At 59.2% G+C, this 22146-nt stretch carries 22 protein-coding genes; 7 read left to right on the top strand and 15 right to left on the bottom strand.

Going from position 1 to position 22146, the window contains the following annotated elements; genetic code table 11:
- Both BFP95_RS06340 and BFP95_RS06335 read left to right on the top strand, forming a co-directional pair.
- Positions 1-1856, top strand: a 1856-nt coding sequence (locus BFP95_RS06340; RefSeq protein ID WP_139115298.1) for an RHS repeat domain-containing protein, incomplete at its 5' end; no start/stop codon positions are given.
- Between the two features lies 1 nt (position 1857).
- Complete coding sequence (locus BFP95_RS06335) at positions 1858-2241, top strand: hypothetical protein (protein WP_065881683.1); 384 nt, start codon at positions 1858-1860, stop codon at positions 2239-2241.
- Between the two features lie 6 nt (positions 2242-2247).
- Here the strand turns inward: BFP95_RS06335 and BFP95_RS06330 are convergent, their stop codons facing one another.
- A complete protein-coding gene (locus BFP95_RS06330; RefSeq protein ID WP_065881684.1) occupies positions 2248-2685 on the bottom strand; it encodes a DUF3995 domain-containing protein in 438 nt (145 codons plus the stop codon).
- A 93-nt stretch (positions 2686-2778) separates the two neighbouring features.
- On the opposite strand from BFP95_RS06330, the gene BFP95_RS06325 reads away from it, so the two are divergent.
- Together BFP95_RS06325 and BFP95_RS06320 are read left to right on the top strand one after the other, a co-directional pair.
- On the top strand, positions 2779-3168 hold the full coding sequence (locus BFP95_RS06325; RefSeq protein WP_065876107.1) for a DUF2946 domain-containing protein: 390 nt from the start codon (positions 2779-2781) through the stop codon (positions 3166-3168).
- Positions 3169-3263: 95 nt separating this feature from the next.
- Positions 3264-5390 carry a TonB-dependent receptor gene (locus tag BFP95_RS06320; RefSeq protein WP_065909623.1) on the top strand — a complete coding sequence of 709 codons (2127 nt, stop codon included), beginning with the start codon at positions 3264-3266 and terminating at the stop codon, positions 5388-5390.
- A gap of 138 nt (positions 5391-5528) precedes the next feature.
- Here BFP95_RS06320 and BFP95_RS06315 read toward each other — a convergent pair whose 3' ends face one another.
- Both BFP95_RS06315 and BFP95_RS06310 read right to left on the bottom strand, forming a co-directional pair.
- Positions 5529-6545, bottom strand: coding sequence for an ABC transporter substrate-binding protein (locus BFP95_RS06315; RefSeq protein ID WP_065876105.1), 1017 nt, complete (start codon positions 6543-6545; stop codon positions 5529-5531).
- A gap of 135 nt (positions 6546-6680) precedes the next feature.
- The gene (locus BFP95_RS06310; RefSeq protein ID WP_065881688.1) at positions 6681-7130 is read right to left on the bottom strand and encodes a hypothetical protein; all 450 of its coding nucleotides are present in this window, start codon (positions 7128-7130) and stop codon (positions 6681-6683) included.
- A 417-nt stretch (positions 7131-7547) separates the two neighbouring features.
- On the opposite strand from BFP95_RS06310, the gene BFP95_RS06305 reads away from it, so the two are divergent.
- From BFP95_RS06305 to BFP95_RS06295, 3 genes are all read left to right on the top strand, one after another.
- On the top strand, positions 7548-7829 hold the full coding sequence (locus tag BFP95_RS06305) for a hypothetical protein (RefSeq protein ID WP_065876104.1): 282 nt from the start codon (positions 7548-7550) through the stop codon (positions 7827-7829).
- 106 nt (positions 7830-7935) lie between these two features.
- Positions 7936-8166 (top strand): hypothetical protein, encoded by a 231-nt coding sequence (locus BFP95_RS06300; RefSeq protein ID WP_065876103.1) that lies wholly within the window; start codon positions 7936-7938, stop codon positions 8164-8166.
- A gap of 68 nt (positions 8167-8234) precedes the next feature.
- Entirely contained in the window at positions 8235-8471 is a 237-nt protein-coding gene (locus tag BFP95_RS06295) for a DUF2789 domain-containing protein (RefSeq protein ID WP_049708713.1), read from the top strand.
- A gap of 221 nt (positions 8472-8692) precedes the next feature.
- Here the strand turns inward: BFP95_RS06295 and BFP95_RS06290 are convergent, their stop codons facing one another.
- From BFP95_RS06290 to iolE, 12 genes are all read right to left on the bottom strand, one after another.
- Positions 8693-9919, bottom strand: a complete 1227-nt coding sequence (locus BFP95_RS06290; protein ID WP_371913951.1) for a methyl-accepting chemotaxis protein — start codon at positions 9917-9919, stop codon at positions 8693-8695.
- A gap of 546 nt (positions 9920-10465) precedes the next feature.
- Positions 10466-10870: a TraR/DksA family transcriptional regulator gene (locus tag BFP95_RS06285; protein ID WP_003191666.1), complete on the bottom strand. Its 405-nt coding sequence runs from the start codon at positions 10868-10870 to the stop codon at positions 10466-10468.
- Positions 10871-11291: 421 nt separating this feature from the next.
- Complete coding sequence (locus tag BFP95_RS06280) at positions 11292-12314, bottom strand: ABC transporter permease (RefSeq protein ID WP_049708715.1); 1023 nt, start codon at positions 12312-12314, stop codon at positions 11292-11294.
- A 26-nt stretch (positions 12315-12340) separates the two neighbouring features.
- Positions 12341-13894: a sugar ABC transporter ATP-binding protein gene (locus tag BFP95_RS06275; protein ID WP_065876101.1), complete on the bottom strand. Its 1554-nt coding sequence runs from the start codon at positions 13892-13894 to the stop codon at positions 12341-12343.
- 65 nt (positions 13895-13959) lie between these two features.
- Positions 13960-14895: a sugar ABC transporter substrate-binding protein gene (locus tag BFP95_RS06270; RefSeq protein WP_065876100.1), complete on the bottom strand. Its 936-nt coding sequence runs from the start codon at positions 14893-14895 to the stop codon at positions 13960-13962.
- 49 nt (positions 14896-14944) lie between these two features.
- Entirely contained in the window at positions 14945-15130 is a 186-nt protein-coding gene (locus tag BFP95_RS29965) for a hypothetical protein (protein WP_083224207.1), read from the bottom strand.
- A gap of 127 nt (positions 15131-15257) precedes the next feature.
- Positions 15258-16286 (bottom strand): Gfo/Idh/MocA family protein, encoded by a 1029-nt coding sequence (locus tag BFP95_RS06265; protein ID WP_065909621.1) that lies wholly within the window; start codon positions 16284-16286, stop codon positions 15258-15260.
- Positions 16287-16442: 156 nt separating this feature from the next.
- Positions 16443-17453, bottom strand: a complete 1011-nt coding sequence (locus BFP95_RS06260; protein WP_065909620.1) for a Gfo/Idh/MocA family protein — start codon at positions 17451-17453, stop codon at positions 16443-16445.
- Positions 17454-17472: 19 nt separating this feature from the next.
- A complete protein-coding gene (iolD, locus tag BFP95_RS06255) occupies positions 17473-19404 on the bottom strand; it encodes a 3D-(3,5/4)-trihydroxycyclohexane-1,2-dione acylhydrolase (decyclizing) (protein WP_065891235.1) in 1932 nt (643 codons plus the stop codon).
- A 149-nt stretch (positions 19405-19553) separates the two neighbouring features.
- Entirely contained in the window at positions 19554-20375 is an 822-nt protein-coding gene (locus BFP95_RS06250) for a TIM barrel protein (RefSeq protein ID WP_065909617.1), read from the bottom strand.
- A 26-nt stretch (positions 20376-20401) separates the two neighbouring features.
- Positions 20402-21190 (bottom strand): 5-deoxy-glucuronate isomerase, encoded by a 789-nt coding sequence (gene iolB / locus BFP95_RS06245; RefSeq protein ID WP_065909615.1) that lies wholly within the window; start codon positions 21188-21190, stop codon positions 20402-20404.
- The gene (iolE, locus tag BFP95_RS06240; protein WP_065909613.1) at positions 21187-22095 is read right to left on the bottom strand and encodes a myo-inosose-2 dehydratase; all 909 of its coding nucleotides are present in this window, start codon (positions 22093-22095) and stop codon (positions 21187-21189) included. Before iolE ends, iolB begins: the two co-directional genes overlap by 4 nt.
- Between the last annotated feature and the right edge of the window lie 51 nt (positions 22096-22146).

Here is a 22146-nt window from a genome sequence, read left to right as displayed (position 1 = left end):
TAGTCCAAATCGTCTTGCCGAGTGGTGACACGCGTAAATATACCTACAACGCTTACGGAAAAATCACCTCCGAACGCGATGAACTGGGGCACGTCACCCGTTACGAATATGCCGACGGCTTGCACCTGATCAGCCGCCGCATCAACGCCGATGGCACCCAGGTCAAATACCGTTACGACAACGTTCGTTTGTTGCTGACCGAGATCGAAAACGAAGTCGGCGAAACCTACCGGTTCCAGTATCACAGCAACGGCCTGATCCAACAAGAAACTGGTTTTGACGGCCAGCGCACCGCTTACGTTTATGACCTGAACGGCAACCTTCAGGAAAAGACCGAACACGGCGACGATGGCAGTCAGCTAGTCACCCGCTACGAGCGCGATCACGCCGGACGACTCGTAAGAAAAACCCTGCCCGACGGCAACATCGTCGATTACGCCTACGACCGCCAGGGCAATCTCCTAAGCGTCGACGACGGCCACTGGGCGCTGGCCTACGAATACGATCCGCAAAACCGCCTTACCGCTGAACACCAAGGCTGGGGCACGTTGCGCTATGGCTATGACGCCTGCGGTCAGCTGAAAAACCTGCGCCTGCCGGATAACAACCGTCTCACCTTCAACCACGATAAAGGCGGCCATCTAGCCACTGTCGACTTGAACGGTGAAACCCTCACCTCGCACCTGTTCAAAGCCGACCAGGAACAGCAACGCCAACAAGGCCAACTGATCAGCCACTACCACTATGACGATCAGCAACGCCTGCACGCCCACGCCGTCACCCAACAGGAACACTACCTTTACCAACGCCAATACGACTACGACAAATCCGGCAACCTCACCCGCCTCCTCGACACCCGCAAAGGCGAACACCACTACCACTACGATCCCCTCGCCCGCCTGACCCGAGCCGATCACTCCCAAGGCGAGCAGGAACGCTTCGGCCACGACCCGTTTGGCCGCCGCATCAGCAAAACCGTTGACGGCAAAACTACCGAATTCTTCTGGCAAGGCGACAAACTCATCGCCGAACACCACGCGGATCGGCACCGCAGCTACCTCTATGAACCGGACAGCTTTCGTCCGCTGACCCTACTAGAAGGCTTCGGTCCAAAAGAAACCAAGCCCTACCACTACCAACTAGACCACCTCGGCACCCCACAGGAACTCACCGCCCCGGGAGGCAAAATCGTCTGGTCCGCGCACTACCGCGCCTACGGCGAAATCACCCGCCTCGACATAGGAAAAGTCGACAACCCGCTGCGCTTCCAAGGCCAATACTTCGACTCGGAAAGCGGGCTGCACTACAACCGCCATCGCTACTACAATCCGGATCTTGGTCGCTACCTGACACCTGACCCGGTGAAGCTGGCGGGTGGGATCAATGCATACCAGTACGTACCCAACCCGACAGGTTGGGTAGATCCGCTAGGCTTGAACTCTTGTCCAGGTGGCAAAAAGTGCAAACCGACGACCGAAGCTGAAGAACCAGAAACGGAGGCAAAAGCTAATTATGGGGAGCCACTCCCCCCCACCACCTCAAATATCCCGCCTGAAATGGGATATCACAAAGAAACCTATGCCAACAAACCAGTTAAACCGGAAGAAACCACCCGAAAGTGGGATGAATTTCTAGGGCCACGTCCCCACACGAACACCAACCCGCGAACTGGAAAACCTGATCGCGACAGGATAGTTTCTAGTGACGCAAAAAGAAGTATTCGCTATGGCGCGCACGAAATGAACAGCAAACCAAGCAAACATCACTACCATGAGGAGACATGGACTCTTGAGCTTAAAACCAACACCATGAATGTGGACAACACTGTTGTTAGAGTCCCACTACCGAAGAAGTGAAATGAAGATACGAATTACCGAAATACTTTCTACTACGGACACTTTACTCGTCAGGTTCCAATCATCTATCGGTAGTGGCGCCGCTCTATGGGCCGGGATCACTCCCAAAATCGGCGATGAACACGACGTAGAGTTCGATCTGGATGAAATCTTTTCTTGGGGGCGAAGCATTACTCCGTCCTCCGATACAACCCCGCAGATCATCGAGATAAAGGGTATCACTCAAATAACAGCCGAATTGACTCAAGTCGCGGACGAAGAATGTGCTGCATTACAACTTGGCGACTCTATAGTTCTTGTTGAACTCGACCGACCAATCACTCAAAAATCTGGTTACGTTGACGTGCGGGCAACCAGAATCGTCCTATACCCAACAAATATTTAACCCCCCTCACCCCCACGCCACCACCAACAACCCCACCCCCAACACCAAACACAACGGCGAATAAAAATACGTATCCAACCTCGCAAACCTTGACCCGCCGACTTTCTTGAAAAACCCCACCAATTCCGAATCCCCAATCGCCCTGGCAAACATCACCAACGCAATCGCACTGATCCCCCACTGCAACGCCCCATGGGACACCGCCGAAAAGTACAACCCCGCCCGCAGGCACACCATCAGCGCAATCCCCACCAATCCCAATGCGACCAGAAACGTGGCGAGCGCCGAGGGCTTGAACGCTGGCTTGGGTCCGCTGGCGAATTCTCCGGGCAGTTGGGGGATGGCGGCTAAGAAGCCGAGTTTGCCGCCGGCAGCCCAGTACAGATGCACCATGCTGATGAATGTAAAAACGCCGACAATCCATCGTGCGACTACAAAGCTCATGACTGGCTCTCCCTGAAAAGGTCCGCATCAGGATAGCCCCCCTGAGATTTTCTGCAGGCATTTCGTCGGCGGCTGATGGTAAAGTGCCGCCCCATGAAACTTGCCCGTGCCGACCGCTCGCTCATTGCCTGGATGCTCTATTGCTGCGTCCTGTTCAATGTGTTCGCCTGCAGTATCGGTCATGGGCAGATGGTCGGGATGCAGCTCAATGGCATCGGCGGTCAGTTCTGTACAGTGGACCCGCGCACCCAGGCGCCCAAGCCGTCCAACTCCACCGAAGAAAACCTGCCCACACTGTCAAAGGCGTTTGGCTGCCCGCTGTGCTCCACTGGCGGTATGGGCCCGGCGCTGAGTTCCAGCCTGAATGTAGCGGTGTTGCCCCAGCCCCATGCGCCACCGCCAGCTATTGTCCTGGCTGCTGACATCCCTACCCACTTCACCTGGCCCACGGCTCATCCGCGCGCGCCGCCTGCTTTCGCCTGATCCCTTCGCTTTCTGATCTGCACTGACCGCCGTTTCCGCAAGGAAATACAGGCGGCTGCGCGTTGTTTTCAAGCCAAGTTTTTCAGGATTCAACCATGAAACATCTACCCCTGTTGGCGGGCCTGTTCGGCTGCCTGCCTGTCTGCGCCTGGGCCCTTGAGTTGGCCCCGACGACCATTGATGGCGAACAAACCGCCGAGCCCGGCCTGGCCCTGGACCAACCCAGCGGCGTGGCGTCGCGGTTGGGATTGAGCGTACGGGAAACCCCGGCGTCGGTGGCCATCGCTAAGCGCAGTGACATCGAGCGCCACGGCGCCAAGACTTTCCGCGATGCGGCCAACAGCCTGCCCGGCGTCAACGCCAGCGCCCCACCGGGCTTTGGCGGGTTTGTCTCCTATCGGGGTTTTACCAGCAGCCAGATCACCCAGATGTTCAACGGGATCAACGTCGCCACAGGCCTGGCCCGGCCTGTGGATGCCTGGATCTATGATCGGGTGGAACTGGTCGGCGGCCCCTCCTCCCTGATCAACGGCGCAGGCTCCGTGGGCGGTTCGCTCAATTACGTGACCAAGCTGGCCACCCGTGAGGAACAGGCGGCCGAAGGCCAGCTCACCTACGGCAGCTATGACACCGCCGGTATGGCGTTCGGCGTCAATCACGCCCTGACCGAACCCGGCGCCGAGGTGCAGCACTACGCGCGCCTGGATGTGAGCCGCAACACCAATCACAGCTACATCGACCGCGACCAGCGCGAGGCCTGGAGCCTGGCGTTTTCCCTGCTCAGCGACCTCACGCCCAACCTGTCTCATACCCTGGCACTGGAATACCAGGATGAGCATGAAGACAGCCCCTACTGGGGCACGCCGGTGCTCAACCCCAAGGCCGGCGAGCTGAAGATCGACAAGCACAACCGGTTCAACAACTACAACGTCGCCGACGGCCGCTACGAGCAGCGCACGCTCTGGGCGCGCTCGATCATCGACTACCGCATCAACGACAGCACCACCCTGAAAAACACCCTGTACCACTTGGACAGCCAACGCGATTACCGCAACCTGGAAACCTACCAGTACAACGCCAACAACAGCGCGGTGAACCGCTCGACGGCTTACCAGGTACGCCATCAGGGCGAACAGAACGGCAACCAGTTCGAGCTGCGTCACGATGACAGCCTTTACGGCCTGTCGACCACTTGGTCCGGCGGCTTCGAGTACAAGGTCAACAGCACCACGAGCACGCCGTGGAATGTGCCGGGTAACAGTGCGGTGGATCCGAATACCTTCAACCCTGGGCACTTCTACGACATCCCGCGAACCCGGGAGAGCTTCGGTAACGACAAGACCAATGAAGTCACCACCAAGGCGCTGTTCGTGGAGAATCGCCTGGGCCTCACCGACAAATTGTCGCTGTTGACCGGCCTGCGTTACGACGCCATCGACCTGGATGTCACCAACCACCGCGTGGTCACGGCCACCAACCCTCGGCACTTCAAACGCAGTTGGGAACCGGTGACCGGCCGCGTAGGCCTGACCTATCAATTCATCCCATCGGCCAATGTGTACGTGCAATACAGCACCGCCGCCGAGCAGCCAAGCACCACCACACAAGTGTTTGATGTCTCGACGGGTAAACAGTGGGAAGTGGGCAGCAAGTTCGACTATCTGGACGGCCGTGGCTCGGCCACCGTGGCCGCCTACAAGATCGAGCGCAAGGATTTTGCCGTGACCGATCCGCAGGATCCCACCAGCAGCATCCCGGTCGGCGCGCAGTCATCCAGGGGCATCGAGTTGGCCAGCTCATTGCGCATCACGCCAAGTCTGCTGGCGGAGGGCAACTTCGCCTGGGTCGACGCCGAGTACGAGGATTTCAATGAGAAAATTGCCAGTGGCGCGGTGGTCTCGCGCAAGGGCAACACGCCGACCAACGTACCCACGCGCGTGGGTAACCTGTGGCTGACTTATGATTTTGCCGAGGATTGGCAAGGTGGTGTGGATGCGCGGTATGTGGCTGAGGTGTATGCGGATAATGCCAATACGCAAACGGTGCCGGCCTATACGCTGTTCGGGACGTTCCTGCGCTATAAGGTGGACTCGCATACCTCGGTCACGGGCCGGGTGCGCAACTTGACGAACGAGGTGTATGCCGAGTTCGCCCATGTGTCGCCGGCGTACTATCTGGGGGCGCCGAGGACCTTCGAGCTGGCAGTACAGACCCGGTTCTGACTTTGGAATACACACCAATGTGGGAGCTGGCTTGCCTGCGATAGCGGTGTGTCAGTTGATGAATCCTTGACTGATACAGCGCTATCGCAGGCAAGCCAGCTCCCACATTTTGAGCTCACTTGGCAGTGAGACCGGTGTTTATTTCAGGCTCGCCTCAACCTTCTCCGCCACATCCTCGGTCAACCAAGCCTTCCACACTTGCGGATGTTCCTTGAGAAACGCCTGGGCCACATCCCGTGGCGCTGTGTGATTTTCACTCATGGTCGCCAAGGCCTTATTCAGCGGCTCGATCGGAAACTCAACTTTCTCAAAGAACTGCGCAATCTGCGGATGGGCCTTCTGGAACGGCGTAGACACCCCGATACTCAACTTGGACGCCAACGAGCGCGTGGGCTTCGGATCAGGATTATCCGCATCCGTCAGGGTCTTCCAGGCCTCGGCATCGAACGGCGGTTCCTCCAGTTGGATCAACTTGTAGCGCCCCATCAACGGCGTCGGCGACCAGTAGTAGAACAGCACCGGCTTGCCCCGGCGGATCGACGAGGCAATCTCGGCATCCAGTGCCGCGCCTGAGCCGCTGCGGAAGTTCACGTAGCTGTCATCCAGACCGTAGGCCTTGAGCTTCTGTTTGTTGACCACTTCCGAGGTCCAGCCGATAGGGCTGTTGAGAAAGCGGCCCTTGCCTGGGGATTCCGGGTCCTTGAACACATCCTTGTAGCGCGCCAGGTCCTTTACGCTCTTGAGGTCCGGCGCCAGTGGCTTGATGCCTTTGGCGGGATCACCCTTGATCACGTATTCCGGCACCCACCAGCCTTCGGTTGCGCCTTTGACCGTGTCCCCAAGACCCACCACCTTGCCTTCGGCCTCCGCCTTGACCCACACCGGGCTGCGGCCGGCCCATTCTTCGCCGATCACTTGGATGTCGTTCTTGGCCAGCGCGGTTTCCAAGGTGATGGTAGTGCCGGGCAAGGTGTCGGTGGGCAAGTCGTAGCCCTTCTCGACAATAACCCGCAGCACTTCGGTGATCAGGCTGCCGCTTTCCCAGTTCAGGTCGGCAAAATGTATCGGCGCCTCAGCGGCGCGCACCGGCAATGCGGCCATTGACAGCCCTAGGGTCGCCAGGGACGCAGCCAACAGCGTTCTCAATCCTTTCATGCCTCAGGCACCTCGCGATATCGCAACCAATAGCGGAAGGCTTTGCTGCGTATGCGCGAAGCCTCTGAACAATTAAGTCAACTCAACTGTAGTAGAGGTTCCGGGAGATAACGGGTGTTCGCGTTTTTTTGCTGATTATTCGCTGGCCTTGAACGTGACCAGCTCGCCCTTGCGCCACTTGGCAGCCTTGCCGGTCACGGCCTTGAGGGTTTTGGTCAGGCCATCCTGCAGTTGCTCATTGGCGGCAAACACCAGCATCACGCTGTGGCCTTCCTTGAACACGATGCCCTGGCCTTCGGCCGAGGACACGAAGGCGTAGTCGCCCAAGCCATAGACGGTCAACTTGATGTCGCGGAACTTCAATTCGAACTTGCCACCCTCGCGACTGGGCAATACCGCCGCGCGGAAGTGATCGCCGACTTTGAGTTCCAGGCGAGGTTTGTCGTCCACCACCATCGCCGCCTCGGTGTCGATTTCGGCGATGTAGATACCTTCCGGCGTCTGCTCGGTGATGTAAACGAAACGGGATTGAAACTGCTTGACCAACTTTGCGCGCAAATCACCCAGCACGAACAACGCGTGCATATCCAGATTACTGACTGCCAAGGAAACGCCCCCACATCGAAAAGAGCGCTGTCCGCCAGAGCGGGCAGCACAAAAAAACGGCCATCACGGCACGATCACATCACTCATTCTTTGAAAAAAACTGAAGAAGATCCCACTGTCGCGTCACAAGACTAGTACAGACGTACGTGATGGACCTTGTGCAAGGTCATCAGGCACCACAGGAGATCACAGGTTCAACGGCCCGAGAATACGGCCCGACCAACTTCAGAGAATAACCCAATTAAAAATGCAGTTTTCCGACACACAAACACAAATAAACACACTGCCATGGAACCGGGCGCTGGCCGCCGACGACAATACTAAAACAGCAACACCGATCAAAACCACCTACAACACTGCAATCAAGTCATCCGGATCGATCGAAAGGAGCAGGCCATGCAACGATCAGCCTACAACGCGATGTCTTCGCACACCCGTCCATCCTGTCAGGACGAAGCTCAATACTACCGCTTGAACGGCTTTGAAGGGTACTCGGATTCGATTCTTTACCAAGTCGTACCTGCCGGCCGAAACTTTTTCCATATCCGCGAAGTGCTCAGCGGTCGAATCAAAGGCTTTCGCAGCGACCATGTCAAGGCCTGCGAACTGGCCAAGAAACTTGAAGCCATGTTACAAGCGGCCCCACGGAGCAATCGTTTCGTCAGCCCGCTAACTTAACTGCGCCGCCGACCCGCAACAACTGCCATACTGGCCCGTCCACTGAAGTTTGTGTCCACCCGGGCCAGGTTTCTCCAGTGCAGTTATCTCCAAGGGAAGGCTCTACGTGACGGAATTTGATATCGGCGAATTTTTTATCCATGGCGACGCAAGGGAAGTAGACGGTGAGTTCCAAGCCGTGATCATCATGCGGGCCAAGCCACCGCTGACCACTGTCACCACCCACCAGGTTGAAAAAGACCGCTGGTTCAAAACCGTCGACGCCGCCGCCATCGCAGCAAAGGACGCCGCCAAAGCGTTAAAAACCGCCGTAGATTCCGGCGCCCTGAATTCCTGACAATCCGATAGAACTCTACTGCGTCACAACCCTCCCATGCATAACGACCACCCTGCATGGAGAACGATATGGACGCGCCAATCCCTACCCTTGAAACCCTATTTGACCAATTGGGCCTGGATTCAACCCCGGACGCTATCGACGCCTTTATCGCCGCGCACCCTTTGCCTGACGACGTGAAGTTGATCGATGCGCCTTTCTGGTCCGCACAACAGGCAAGTTTTCTCAAGGAAGAGCTGCGCGAAGACGCCGAATGGGCGATCGCGGTGGACGAACTGAACCAACGCCTGCATCAACCGCACTGACGGTAGATATCTACACAACGTTCAAAGGCTGAAAAATCTCCCTGTAGTGAGCGGGCTTGCCCCGCGCTGGGTGGCGAAGCCGCCCCAAACCAAGCGACCTAGTTCTATCTGGAACTCGGCGATGTCTTTATTGGGGCGGCTTCGCCACCCAGCGCGGGGCAAGCCCGCTCACTACAATATGTGTCGATAGCTATGCCCATTCCGGAAAAGCCCAATTCACGTCAACGCCTTACAGCCTCGGGTTTATAGCCCAGGCGCAAACCACCCCAATGCCGGCCCTTGACGACGATCGGCACCGACAGGTCGTGCATCAGCTCACCGGTATCGCGGGTGTAGGTCTGCAACAAAACCGCCTGTTGATGGCTGCCACAGCGGATCCCGGTGCGGTCTTCAAACTTGCGCTTGGTGCGGTTCTGCACAGCATCCACCTGCACATCGCCGGTCAACGCCTGGGAAAACGCCTTGTTGTGCGTCGGCACGTAACCCTGGGGCGTGCAGGCAATGGCGAACACCAACCCTTCATGCCTCGGCAGCAGATCTTCCTGGATCGCCGGCAACACCTGGTCGGTATAGCCGTCAAACCGGGTGTGGTACTTGCTTGGGCTGGTATTGGCAATCGGCGTATAGCTGCGGTCGAACAGGTCATCCAGGCTGATGCGGTTCTGTAGCACGTCGGCCTCGAATTGCGCGGCAATTCGGCTGGCGCCTTCACGGGCCAAGTCGTAGATACGCTGGTGATAGTCATCCAGGCCAACTTCCGCCAAGCGCTCACTGATGGTTTCGGCCTGGCCTTCCATCTGCACGGCGGCGTCGGCCAGTTGGCGGGTTTGCTGGTCGCTGACGGCCAGGTCGCTGCGCATTTGTTCCACAGCATGGAACAGGCTGTCGAGCTGGGTGCGGTTGGTGTCGGTGCCCTGGGCAATTTCATTCACCTGGCCTTCGACATCCGCCGCCAGGCTGGCGATGCTATGCAGTTGCTCACCGGCGCGCTCCACTTGCTCCACGCCCGTGTGCAAGTCTGCCGAGAGCTGGCGAATCTGCTCCACCACCTGAGCGGTGCGTTGCTGGATATCGGCCACCATCACCCCAACCTCATCAGTGGCTGTGGCCGTACGGCCCGCCAGCCCGCGCACCTCATCCGCCACGACTGCAAACCCCCGACCATGCTCACCGGCTCGCGCCGCCTCAATCGCTGCATTGAGTGCCAACAGGTTGGTCTGGCTGGCGATGGACTGGATCACCAGGGTCACCCGCTGGATTTCCTCACTGCGCTGGCTCAAGGCTTCGATCAGTTCACGACTGGCATCGGCGCGCTGGCTGAGCTGGTGCATGCGGCTGATCGATTGGGCCAGTACTTCGCGGCCTTCGGTGCTGCGTTGATGGGCCTGGCTGGCTGCCCCCAGGGCCTCGCGGCTGAGTTGGGAGGTGACCTTTTCGGTGCCAATCATCACCTCGGCACTGCTGACAATCTGCTTGGCTGCACTCAACTGAGACTGCAAGCGAGCCGCCAGTTGCTTGACCGAATAGGCCACGCCGGCAGCGGACAGTGCGTTATGGCTGGTGGTATAGGACAGGTCGCGAGTCAACTCGCCAATCGCATCGACGGCGTCGCAAGACGCAACAACGGGCGTGCGACTTGTCAGGCGAGGCAGCCAGATCACCAGCACGGCCAGTGGCAGGCAGAGGTACAACGGCAGGATGGCAAATGCCAGGCCCAACAGTATCAGCACCAGGGCGATGCTCTGCGTAAGCTGCGTCAACCAGGCGGGCAACCCGCGCACCACCGATTGCGGTGCCACTGCTGCGCCCGTCAGAGATCCGTCTCCAGCCATCTTCGTCACCCCACTGCTTATCGTTATTGTCGCTGCATTAAACGCCACTATCGGGCCATTATCCATGGGCCTTTAGTGGGGTGGTTTGCAACAGATCAATAGACGGGGGTGTAACGAGTCTTTCCCTGGGGGACCGCTCAGCGATCCCCCAGCTTCACCACATCAGGCTTGGCGCTGGTGCTTGTCGATCTGCTCGTGGCGCTCTTGCGCTTCGATGCAGTACTTGGTGGTAGGGCTGATCAGCAAGCGCTTGAGGCCGATAGGCTCGCCGCTGTCATCGCACCAGCCAAAGGAATCTTCCTTGATGCGTTCCAGTGCACGCTCAAGCTGCGGCAACATGCGCTGGTCGCGGTCGATGGCGTTCACCAGCCAGGTGCGCTCTTCTTCAACGGAAGCGGCGTCGGCAGGGTCGGCCGGAGTGTCCAGGCTTTCAATGGCGATACGGTTCTGTTCGATGCGCTCGTGGTGCTCCACTTTCATGTCTTGCAGCAACTTCTCGAAAAAAGCGTGCTGTTCGGCATTCATGTAGTCATCCGCCGGCATGGCCAGCAACTTTTCCTTTGTCATTGATTTCTCTATAAAAAATACGTGCATTAAGGCGAATAAGGGAGCGTTCCGGCCGACCTCTGCAGGTCTCGGAAGGGCGCCGTCCATTTCAAGCGCCACCCGGCACTCAATTTACGAGGGGCGGCAGTCTAAGGCCGACTTGAGGGCACAGCAACTGAAAAGACAGGCAATTTTTCCGAGATAACCCCCAAAAGCACCAGGACGGGCTCGGCGAATGGTTATCGGAGTGCGTTTATAGCAAGAAATTCAGTGTTGTGGAGCTATATAGAAGACAAACGGTTAGAACTGCCTGATAAAGATGCAAGTGTGGGCGTCGGGCTTGCCCGCGATCCAGGCGACTCGGTCCGTCAGGGCTACCGAGTTGATGCAATCGCAGGCAAGCCAGCTCCCGCACTTGATTTGTGTTGGTCGTAAGACGATCTCAGCGTTTGAGTTTGCGCTTGTTGCGGTACTGGTCGATCACCACTGCCACCACAATGATCAGGCCCTTGATGATGTCCTGAATGTACGCATCCACCCCGACAAACGTAAACCCGCTGGCCATCACCCCCAGAATCAGTGCGCCGATCACAGTCCCCGTGATGCGCCCTACCCCGCCCGCCAGGCTGGTGCCGCCGATCACCGCAGCCGCAATCGCATCCAGCTCATAAGACATGCCCATGCCGGCCTGCCCGGTTGCAGCACGTGCCGAAGCGACCACACCGGCCAGACCAGCCAGCAAGCCGGCGATGCTGTAGACGATGATCAAGTGGCGCTTGACGTTGATCCCCGACGTACGCGCCGCCTGCATGTTGCCGCCGATGGCGTAGGTGTATTTGCCGTACTTGGTGTAGCGCAGGGCGATATGGAAGATCACGGCCACCACCAGGAAGATGATCACCGGCATCGCGCCATGGCCGATGGCCGTGTACGAATCCGAGAGCATGCTCACCGGTTGGCCTTCGGTGTAGTAACGCGCCAGGCCACGGGCCGAGACCATCATACCGAGGGTGGCAATAAAGGGTGGGATACCGGTGACGGCGATGATGCTGCCGTTGATCGCCCCTGCCAGCAGCCCGACGCCAAGCCCCATCGCCACCGGAATCCACACTGGCAAATCGGTCAGGCTGGGAAACACGGCTCGGGAAAAATCAGAGGTTTGCGCCAAACTGGCAGCGATCATCGCCGACAACGCCAATACAGAGCCCGAGGACAGGTCGATACCGGTGGTAATGATCACCTGGGTCACACCGATGGCGAGCAGGCCGATGATCGACACTTGCAGGATCATCAGCACCAATCGCTGGGAGTTCATCAGGAAGCTCTGGTCACGCACGATCCAGCCGAACACTTCAAACACCAGGCCGATGCCGATCAGCACCAGGAAGATGCTCAGCTCGGTGGGCATGCGTCGGCGACTTTTGGTTGGCACCGTCGCGGGTTTGTTATCCGTTATTGCATTCATAGCCCATCACCTTTTTATTCTGTACGTCAGTGGACTGCCGTCATCCCGGAGGCCAACTGCATGACTTTTTCCTGGGTCGCGTCGCTGCGGTCCAAGGTGCCCATCAATTCACCTTCGTGCATCACCATGACTCGGTCGCTCATGCCCAGTACTTCGGGCAGCTCGGAAGAAATCATGATCACCGCCATGCCTTCGCTGGCGAGGAAGGCGATCAACCGGTAGATCTCGGCCTTGGCGCCCACATCAATGCCCCGCGTGGGTTCATCAAGGATCAGCAGGCGCGGGTTGGTCATCAGCCAGCGCGCCAGCAAGGCCTTCTGCTGGTTGCCGCCGGACAAGGTGTCGATGCATTGCTCAAGGGACGGGGTTTTCACCCGCAGCTTCTTGCACATGTCTTCGCACAGCGCACGCAGGGCTTTCTGCTGGATAAAACCGTTGCCCGAGTAGTGCGGCAGCACGGCCATTTCCATGTTTTCCAACACGGAAAGGCAGGGGAACAGGCCACTGAGCTTGCGGTCTTCGGTCAACAGAGCAAAGCCCTTCTCAATGGCCATGTGTGGATCGGTAATGCGCACCGCCTTGCCGTCCAGACTGATCTGGCCGCTGCTGCTAGGGGTGATGCCAAAAATGGTTTCGGCCACGTTGGTGCGGCCCGAGCCCATCAACCCGGCAATACCGAGGATCTCGCCGGCATGCAGGTCAAACGATACGTCCTTGAATACGCCGTCCAGCGTCAGGTTGCGTACCGACAGCAACAGGTCACCGATGGGCGTCTCGCGCACCGGGAACAGCTGGCTCAGCTCACGGCCGACCATCATCGAAATCAGGCTGTCGCTGTTCATGCTGTCCGCGCGTTGCAAGCCGATGTACTGGCCGTCGCGGAACACCGCCACTTCATCGGCGATGGCGAATACTTCATTCATTTTATGGGTGATGTAGACGATGCCTTTGCCCTGGGACTTGAGGTCGGCAATGATCGAAAACAGGTGGGCCACTTCCTTGTCGGTAATGGCCGATGTCGGTTCATCCATAATCAGGATGTCGGAGTCGTAGGACACGGCCTTGGCAATCTCGACCATCTGCCGCTCGGCGATGCTCAGGTTGCCCACGTGTTCCTCGGGGTCGAGGTTGATGCGCAAGCGCGCCAGCAACTCGGCGGTGCAGCGGTGCATTTCACGGTGGTTGACCATGTGCAGGCTGTTGAGCTGCTCGCGGCCGATCCAGATATTCTCGGCGATGCTCATGTGCGGCATCAGGTTGAGTTCCTGGTGGATCATCGCGATCCCGGCCTTTTGGGCCGCCAGGGGTGTTTCAAACACGATCGGCTTGCCGCGCAGGCGAATTTCACCGGCGTCGGGCTGGTAGATGCCGGCGATGATTTTCATCAATGTCGACTTGCCTGCACCGTTCTCGCCCATCAGCGCCAGCACGGTACCGGGGCGCACGCGCAGCTGTACATCGGCCAGGGCCACGACACCGGGAAAGCCTTTGCTGATATTGACGATTTCCAGCAGGTAGGGTTCTTCCAACAGCTGGGGTTGGATACCGGGAGGCTGCGAGACAGTGGCTTGAGCGAGCATAAGGAGGTACTCCATCGGCAAGGCGGGCACGACCGCCCTGCCGGTTTATTGTTGTTATGTCAGGGCTACTTGAACTTGGCGACGTTTTCCGGAGTGATCAGTTGGAACGGAATAATCACGTTCTGCTCGACCGGCTCCTTCTTGGCCATTTTGCGCGCCGCTTCCACCGAGCCCACCGCCTGACCCTTGGCGTCCTGGAACGCCGACGCGGCCATGTCACCCTTGGTGATCGCGTTCAGACCGTCCGGGGTGCCGTCGACACCCGCGATCAGCACGCTGCCCGGCTTGGTACCCGCCGACTTCAGGGCCATCGACGCGCCGATGGCCATCTCATCGTTGTTGGCCAGCACCGCGTTGAATTCGCGACCTTGGGTCAGCCAGTCGTTGACCAGGGTCATACCCTTGTCACGCAGCCAGATGCCGGTCTGTTCCTGTTCGATCTTGATATCCGGGTATTTGGCCAGCACCTCCTTCACGCCCTTGGTGCGATTGGTGGTGGAGTTGTTCGCCAGGTCACCCAGCAGGATCACAATCTTGCCTTTGCCGCCGAGCTTTTCAGCGATGTATTGCATTTGCAGGCGACCAGCCTCGATGTCATCGGAGGTCACAGCGACCACATCCTTGGGCAAGTCTTTCTGGTCGGGACGGCGGTTGACGAAGACCAGCGGGATGCCCGCCTTGGTGGCGGCGCTGATGATGTTCTTGGTCGACGCGGTATCCACCGGGTTGACGATGATGGCGTCGACTTTCTGGCTGATAAAGTTCTCGACCTGGCTCAACTGCTTGACCACGTCGGCACGCGCGTCTTCGAACTGCAATTGCACACCGTCACCCTTGGGGTAGGACTTGGCTTGCTTGTCCATGTCCTCGCGCAGGTAAGTCAGGAAGGTATCGTCGAAGGCGGACATGCTCACGCCCACCTTGATATCGGCGGCACTGGCAAAACCACTGGCCAGCATCATGGACAAGGCCAGCGCGGTAAAACGGATCGGGGTCTTCATGAACGGTCTGTCTCCACATTCTTGTTGGTTTTGTTGGACGTTACGTTGATCAGAGCGGGGCTTGCGAATTGGACAGTCGAACCACCGGCGCGCCTGGAATGCAGCAGACCAGCGCGCCTTTGTTTTCGACGCACAGCACATTAAGGAAGGAGAAGTAGAACGGCCGGGTGCGGGGCAGACCGCGTGGCGCTAGGACAGGGCGTAAAACTCGCAGTACAGCGTTGAAGATTTTCATCTGACGGTACCTGGTTGTTTTTGATCTTGTTTTTGTTGAGTCGTGCAGATCGAGTCCGAACGTACTTTATGCAACCTGGAAAAGACTTTATTGGAAAATAATTTCCATATCAACCTGTTTTAGAATTTTATTCTATTTTTGTTGAAACCACCTGCTGGCGCTCCGCGCTCAGGCGTGCGGCGTCCAATATACGGGTGGTTTCCAGCGCATCATAGGCATCCACCGGCAGCGGCCCCTGCCCTTGCACGGCCAATTGCAACTGTCGATAGAACTGCGTCCAACAGCCCTTTTCCGACGGCACCCGCTCGCGGTCCGGGCCTTGTTCGAACCAGCCCCAGCGGCGGTGTTCTTCAGAGCCCCAATGCTCACCTTCAGTCTTCGGCGACTTGCCGGCCATCAGCGCTTCTTCCTGGCCGTCCAAGCCTTCGACGGTGTAGCAGCCAGAGGTGCCACTGACGCGAAAGCGCGGCGCCTGGCTGTTTTGCAGGGCATTGCCCCACAGATGGGAAATCACACCGTTGGCGTGGGTCAGGGACACAAAAAAACCATGGTCCACCGTGGGATGTTCGGCGGTGTATTGCAGTTGCGCGAACACCCGATCTACCGGGCCGAACAGTTGCAGGGCCTGGTCGACCAAGTGGCTGCCCAGGTCGCGCAGCCAACCACCGCCGCTGGCGTTACCTACGGCTTGCGGGCTGTAGCGTTCCACGCGGGATTCGAAACGCGTGATCGTGCCCAAGGCGCCGGCGTCGACGAGTTTGCGCAGGGTCAGGTAATCCGAGTCCCAGCGTCGGTTCTGGTAGACGCTGAGCAGCGAGCCTTGGCGTTCGGCCGCGGTGATCAGCGCCTGGGCCTGTTCGGCGTTGGCGGCGAAGGGCTTGTCGCTGACCACGGCAACGCCATGTTCGATGGCTTCCAGCACCAGGGCCGGGCGGCCCTTGAGGGAGGTGGAGATAACCAGGGCATCGACGCCGGCTTCGACGATTTGGCCGATGTTGTCAAAAGCCCTGACACCGGGGTGGTCGGTTGCCAGTTGCTGGCGGCGCTCGGGGGACCGAGTTACTACGCCGACCAATGTCGCACCTGGCAGGGTTGCAATCAGCGGCGCATGAAAGAAGCGCCCTCCGTGGCCGTAGCCGACTAGACCGATTCGCATGCATACACTCCTTACTTGAAGTGGAAACCCAATTCAAATGTGGGAGCGGGCTTGCTCGCGAATGCGGTGTATCAGTTAAAGAACTTGTATCTGATACACCGCATTCGCGAGCAAGCCCGCTCCCACACTGACTGCATTCCATCTGTGGGATCGCGGTCAGCCGTAGAAGTGCGGACGCTGCGGCAAGCTCACCCTCACAATCTGCTCGCTATTCTGCGCCTCAATACACGCATCCGCCGCCACCGCCGCCGCAAAGCCATCCCACGCCGACGGCCCGCCGACCTGCCCGGCGCGTACGCTGTCGATAAACGCCTGCAACTCCACGTCATACGCACCAATAAACCGATCCTTCCAGTCCATCAGAATCGCATTCGACAACTTCGCGCCACTGCGCATTTGCACCTGGGACGGCTCCGGCAGTTTGGCAATACCGGTCTCCCCCACCACTTCGCACTGGATGTCATAGCCGTACTGGCAGTTCACGAACACTTCGACATCGATACGCGTGCCCTTGGCGGTTTCCAGCAGCACGATCTGCGGGTCACGCAAGTGGGCCAGGGCCTTGCTGGATTTGCGTGGGAACACCACTTGCACCGAGACGTAGTCGTCGTTGAGCAGCCAACGCAACACATCCAGCTCGTGGATCAGGGTGTCGGTGATCGCCATGTCGGTCTTGTAGTTCTCGCCCACCGTCGGGTTGCGGTGCGCGCAGTGCAGCATCAGGGGTTCGCCGATCTGGCCGCTGTCGATCACCGCTTTCAATGCGCGATAACCCTCGTCGTACGGGCGCATGAAGCCGACTTGCACCAGGCGCTTGCCGTAGGCCACTTCGGCGTCGACGATCTTGCGGCAGCCGTCAGCCGTCACGGCCAAGGGTTTTTCGCAGAACACCGGTTTGCCGGCGGCGATGGCGGCGAGCACGAACTCTTCGTGGCTCGGGCCCCATGAAGTGACCAGAATGGCCTCGACCTGTGGCGAATTGATCAGCGCATGGCCGTCGGCGTACACCTCGGCGTCCAGCTTCAACTCTGCGACAACCTTGGCGGCTTGCTCAAGATTGATGTCGGTTACCGCCACCACCTGGCTGTTGAGCAAGGTCTGGCTGCAACGACGAATATGGTCGCGGCCGATGGCGCCGGTACCGATAACACCCAACTTCAAAGACATACATTCACTCCTTTTGTTATTAGTACTGCCGGGCCTTCGCCAGGTGTTCGTTGAGTTTTTTCGCGGCGGCATTCGTACGTTCGCTGGTGGACACCTGCGCGACACCCACCCGCCACCACGACAGGTAGCCGTGGATCATGGTCTTGGGCAGCACCTTGATATCGATCAGCGTCGAAACCGTTTGAGTTCGTGCATCGGCCAGCGCCGCTTCGAGTTGCTCCACAGTGCTGACCTTGTAGGTCTTGCAACCATAGGCCGCCGCGCTCATGGCGAAATCCACCGGCACCAGGCCGCCGTCGAGCTTGCCGCTCTCGGGGTTGCGGTAGCGGAACTCGGTGCCGAAGCTGTCCATGCCATTGCCGATCTGCAGGTTGTTGATGCAGCCGAAAGCCATGTTGTCGAGCAGCACCACGTTGATCTTGCGGCGCTCCTGGATCGAGGTGGCCAGCTCCGAATGCAGCATCATGTAGGAGCCATCGCCGACCAGGGCGTAGACCTCTTTGGTCGGCTCGGCGAGTTTCACGCCGAGGGCGGCGTTGATCTCATAGCCCATGCACGAATAGCCGTACTCGACGTGGTAGGTGTTGACGCCCTTGCTGCGCCAGGCGCGCTGCAGGTCACCGGGCAGGCTGCCGGCGGCTGCGACGATGATTGCGTCATCGGCCAGGGTTTGGTTGAGCACGCCAAGCACACGGCTTTGGGTGAGGCACGAACCGGTCAGCTCGATGAATTCACGCAGCACCGCGCGGTCCAGGTGGTCGTCGACCTCCGGCACGAAGCCGTCACCGTCATATTCCACCTGATGCACACGGTCCACTTCGGTGTCCAGCTGCGCCTTGGCTTCACGGATCTGCTCGCCCCAGCCCGAACGATAATCGCCCAGGGCATCGGCCAGTGCTTCAAGGGCGACTTGTGCGTCAGCCAACACCTGCACGCCGTCCAGTTTCAAGGCGTCGCAGGGACTGATGTTGAGGTTGAGAAACCTCACCTCGGCGTGCTTGAACAGTGATTTGGACGAGGTGGTGAAGTCGGTATAACGCGTGCCGATACCGATGATCAGGTCGGCTTCGGGCGCCAGCAGGTTCGCCGCCAGGCAGCCAGTTTCTCCGATCCCGCCGACGTTCAGCGGATGGCTGGAGACCACGGCGCTCTTGCCCGCCTGGGTTTCGGCGAAGGGGATATCAAACCGTTCGGCAAACGCCTGCAGTGCAGCATTGGCACCGGAATACTTCACACCGCCGCCGCAGATGATCAGCGGCTTGCGCTTGCCGCGAAAGGCCGCCAGCGCATCACTGATCATCGCGGCGGTGGCCGGGCGACGTTCGATACGGTGCACGCGTTTTTGCAGGAAGTAGTCGGGATAGTCCCAGGCCTCGGCCTGCACGTCCTGGGGCAACGCCAGGGTCACGGCACCGGTTTCAGCCGGATCGGTAAGCACGCGCATGGCGTGGATTGCGGCGGTCATCAACTGCTCGGGGCGGTTGATGCGGTCCCAGTATTTGCTCACGGAGCGGAAGGCATCGTTGGTGCTGATGCTCAGGTCGTGGAACTGTTCGATCTGTTGCAACACCGGGTCGGGCTGGCGACTGGCATACACATCGCCGGGCAACAGCAGCAGCGGGATACGGTTGGCGGTCGCGGTCGCGGCGGCGGTGAGCATGTTGGCAGCGCCGGGGCCCACAGAAGCGGTGCACGCGTAGATCTTGCGGCGCAGGTGCTGCTTGGCAAAACCGATGGCGGCGTGGGCCATGCCCTGTTCGTTGCGGCCCTGGTGCACCACCAGGTCACCGCTGTCTTGCTCCAGGGCCTGGCCCAGGCCCAGCACGTTGCCGTGGCCGAAAATCGTGAACACCCCGGCGACAAACTTGCTCTGCACGCCATCGACTTCGATGTATTGGTTATCCAGGAACTTCACCAGGGCTTGGGCCATGGTCAGTCTTGTTGTGGTCATGTTCGCACCTTGAATGAATGCAAATCTTTCGATCAACAGTGATCCCATGTGGGAGCGGGCTTGCTCGCGAATGCGGTGTGTCAGTCACCGGATTTACTTACTGGTCCACCGCCTTCGCGAGCAAGCCCGCTCCCACACGTTATCCGCTGTCAGTTCCGGGATTTGTTCAGATGGGCAATGCTCGCGCCCAACGCCTGTTGTATATCCGCCAGTTCATGCACGCTCTCGGCAAACGGCTCAAACGACAAATAGCCGCTGTATCCCGTGCTGAGCAGCGTGTCGATCTGCGCCGCGTTACCAAGGATGTCACCCTCGCCCACCAACACGCGGTGGCCGTCACGAATCGAATTGAGCGGCGCCTCGGCATCTTCCACGCCGGAGATATGCACCAGCCCGGTCAATTCGGGGAAGAACTCATGTTCGCTGGCCAAGTGATGATGGAAGGTGTCGTGCACCAGGCGGAACACATCCAGGCCGCCAATGGACTGGATCGCATCCACCGCCACGCGCTTGCGGCGTAGCGCACATTCCTCAAAGCCCAGGGGTTCGATAAAACCGAGAATCCCGTATTCACGCAGGATCGGCGCCAGCTCGCTCAAGGCCGTGCGCAACCCGGCGGCACGCTGCGCTTCGTTGCGCGTATCGCCTCGCTCGTTGAACGGGCACATCACCAGGCCCTGGGCGCCGCACTCGCGGGCATAGGTGGCGAGCTGGATCGCTTGGGCGCGACGCTCCTCGTTCCACACGTCAAAGGGGTACAGCGCGTTGATCGACAGCACCTGGATGCCCTGCGCTGCGCACAACTCGCGCACGCGGCTGGCCGGGGTGCCGAATTCGATTTGCTTGTCCGCAAGGTCATTGCGGATCTCGATGGCATCGCACTTGAGCGCTGCGGCCAACTGGATGAAGTCCGGCAGGGACAGGTTGGGGGCGACCATGCGGTTAAGGGCAAAACGTAAAGGCGACTTCATTGTTGTTGTTCTCCGTCCAAAACCGCTTAGAGGTCCAGCAGCCAGCTGTGCTGTGGGTCGTTATGGAAATGCCAGGCGCGCTTGGGGCCGGCCATCACGTTCAGGTAATACGATTCGTAGCCATACGGCACGCTGACTGGGTGGTAGCCCTTGGGCACCACCACCAGGTCGCTGTTTTCCACGGCCATGGCCTGGTCAATGCTGCGATCGTCGGTGTAGACGCGCTGGAACACAAAGCCCTGGGGCGGGTTGATCTGGTGGTAGTAGGTCTCTTCAAGAAAGCTCTGGTGCGGCAGGTCGTCGGTGTCGTGCTTGTGCGGCGGGTAGCTCGACGAATGCCCGGACGGCGTGCGTACCTCTACCACCAGCAGTGAATGGGCCGGCTCGCTGTCGGGCAGGATGTCGCACACATAGCGGGTGTTGGCCCCTTTGCCGCGCACGCTGCGTTTGCAGTCTTCCGGGCGGATCAGGCGCGGCTCGTAGCCGTCCGCCCCCGGCGCGGCGCAGACGGCAATCTGTACATCGCTCAACGCGGTGACCTGGGCATCGGTACCCGGTGGCAGGTAGGCGGCGAAGGGGGATTTGTCTTCAAACACCGACTGGCGATCCCCCAGGTTCTGCCAGTTGAAGCCTTCGCCTTCAATGTTCACGCGACCGCTGAGCAGTACCAAGCACAGCTCTTGATCACCGGCGCTGACCGGCAGGGTTTCGCCCAGGCTCAGGCGGTAAGCGGAAAAGCCCACGTACTCCAGGCGCCCCGCTTTCAGCGCGACCATGGTTTGTCCGCGTTTGCTGCTCTTGACCAACAAGCTCATTTTGCAGTCCTCTCATTCAGCAGGGCATCATTCAGCAGAGCACGTAGGGTGTCGTAACCTTTTTTCGCATAGATATAGCTGGGCGCCACAGCCGGGTCCTGCTCGGCTTCCACAACCAGCCAGCCTTCATAGTTCTCGGCCAGCAACTCATCGAGCAATTCGGCGAAGTCGATGTCACCGTCGCCGGGCACGGTGAAGGTGCCGTTGACGATGCAGTCGGGAAAACTCCACATCTGGTTACGCGCCAGTTGCACCACAGGCTTGCGCACGTCCTTGAAATGCACGTGGCAGATGCGGTCGATGTGTTTGCGCAGCACCTCCACTGGTTCGCCGCCGCCCATGTAGCAGTGGCCCGAATCGAACAGCAGGCCGACTTCCGGGCCCGTTCGCTTCATCAACTGGTCGATGTCTTCCGCGGATTCGACGTAGGCGCCCATATGGTGGTGGTACGCCAGGCGCACGCCTTGGGACAGGGTGAAGCGCGCCAGTTCGGTGAGCTTGTCGGCATAATCCTGCCAGGCCTGTTCGCTGTGAAAGCGCGGGCGCTCGATCAGGCGGATGCGCGAACCCTGGATCGAATCGGCGACTTCGCCGTAGACCAATACACTGGCACCGTTTTGCTTGAGCAACTCGACATGGCCGGCGATGGCCTCGATTTCTTCGGCCACTGAACGCCGGGCCAGCCGGCTCGAGTACCAGCCGGAGACCAGTGCCAGGTCATAAGGACGCAGCACATCGCCGACGCCTTTGGCGTCCTTGGGGAATTTGCCGTTGAGTTCGAAGCCTTCGTAACCGATTTCCTTGCCTTCGCTCAAGGCGGTGCTCAGGGGCGTTTCGCCGCCCAGGGCTGGGAGGTCGTCGTTGCTCCAGGAAATCGGGTTGATGCCAATTCGGATTGCGGGCATGGCTGCACCTTTTGTTTTTATCTAGAGATCACCGGGATCTGCTTTATGTGG

The organism is Pseudomonas sp. 58 R 12 (assembly GCF_900005865.1).
In the GTDB taxonomy this organism is placed as follows: domain Bacteria; phylum Pseudomonadota; class Gammaproteobacteria; order Pseudomonadales; family Pseudomonadaceae; genus Aquipseudomonas; species Aquipseudomonas tritici.
Note: the sequence above shows the minus strand (reverse complement) of the source record. Positions and strands in the feature narration are given on the sequence as shown.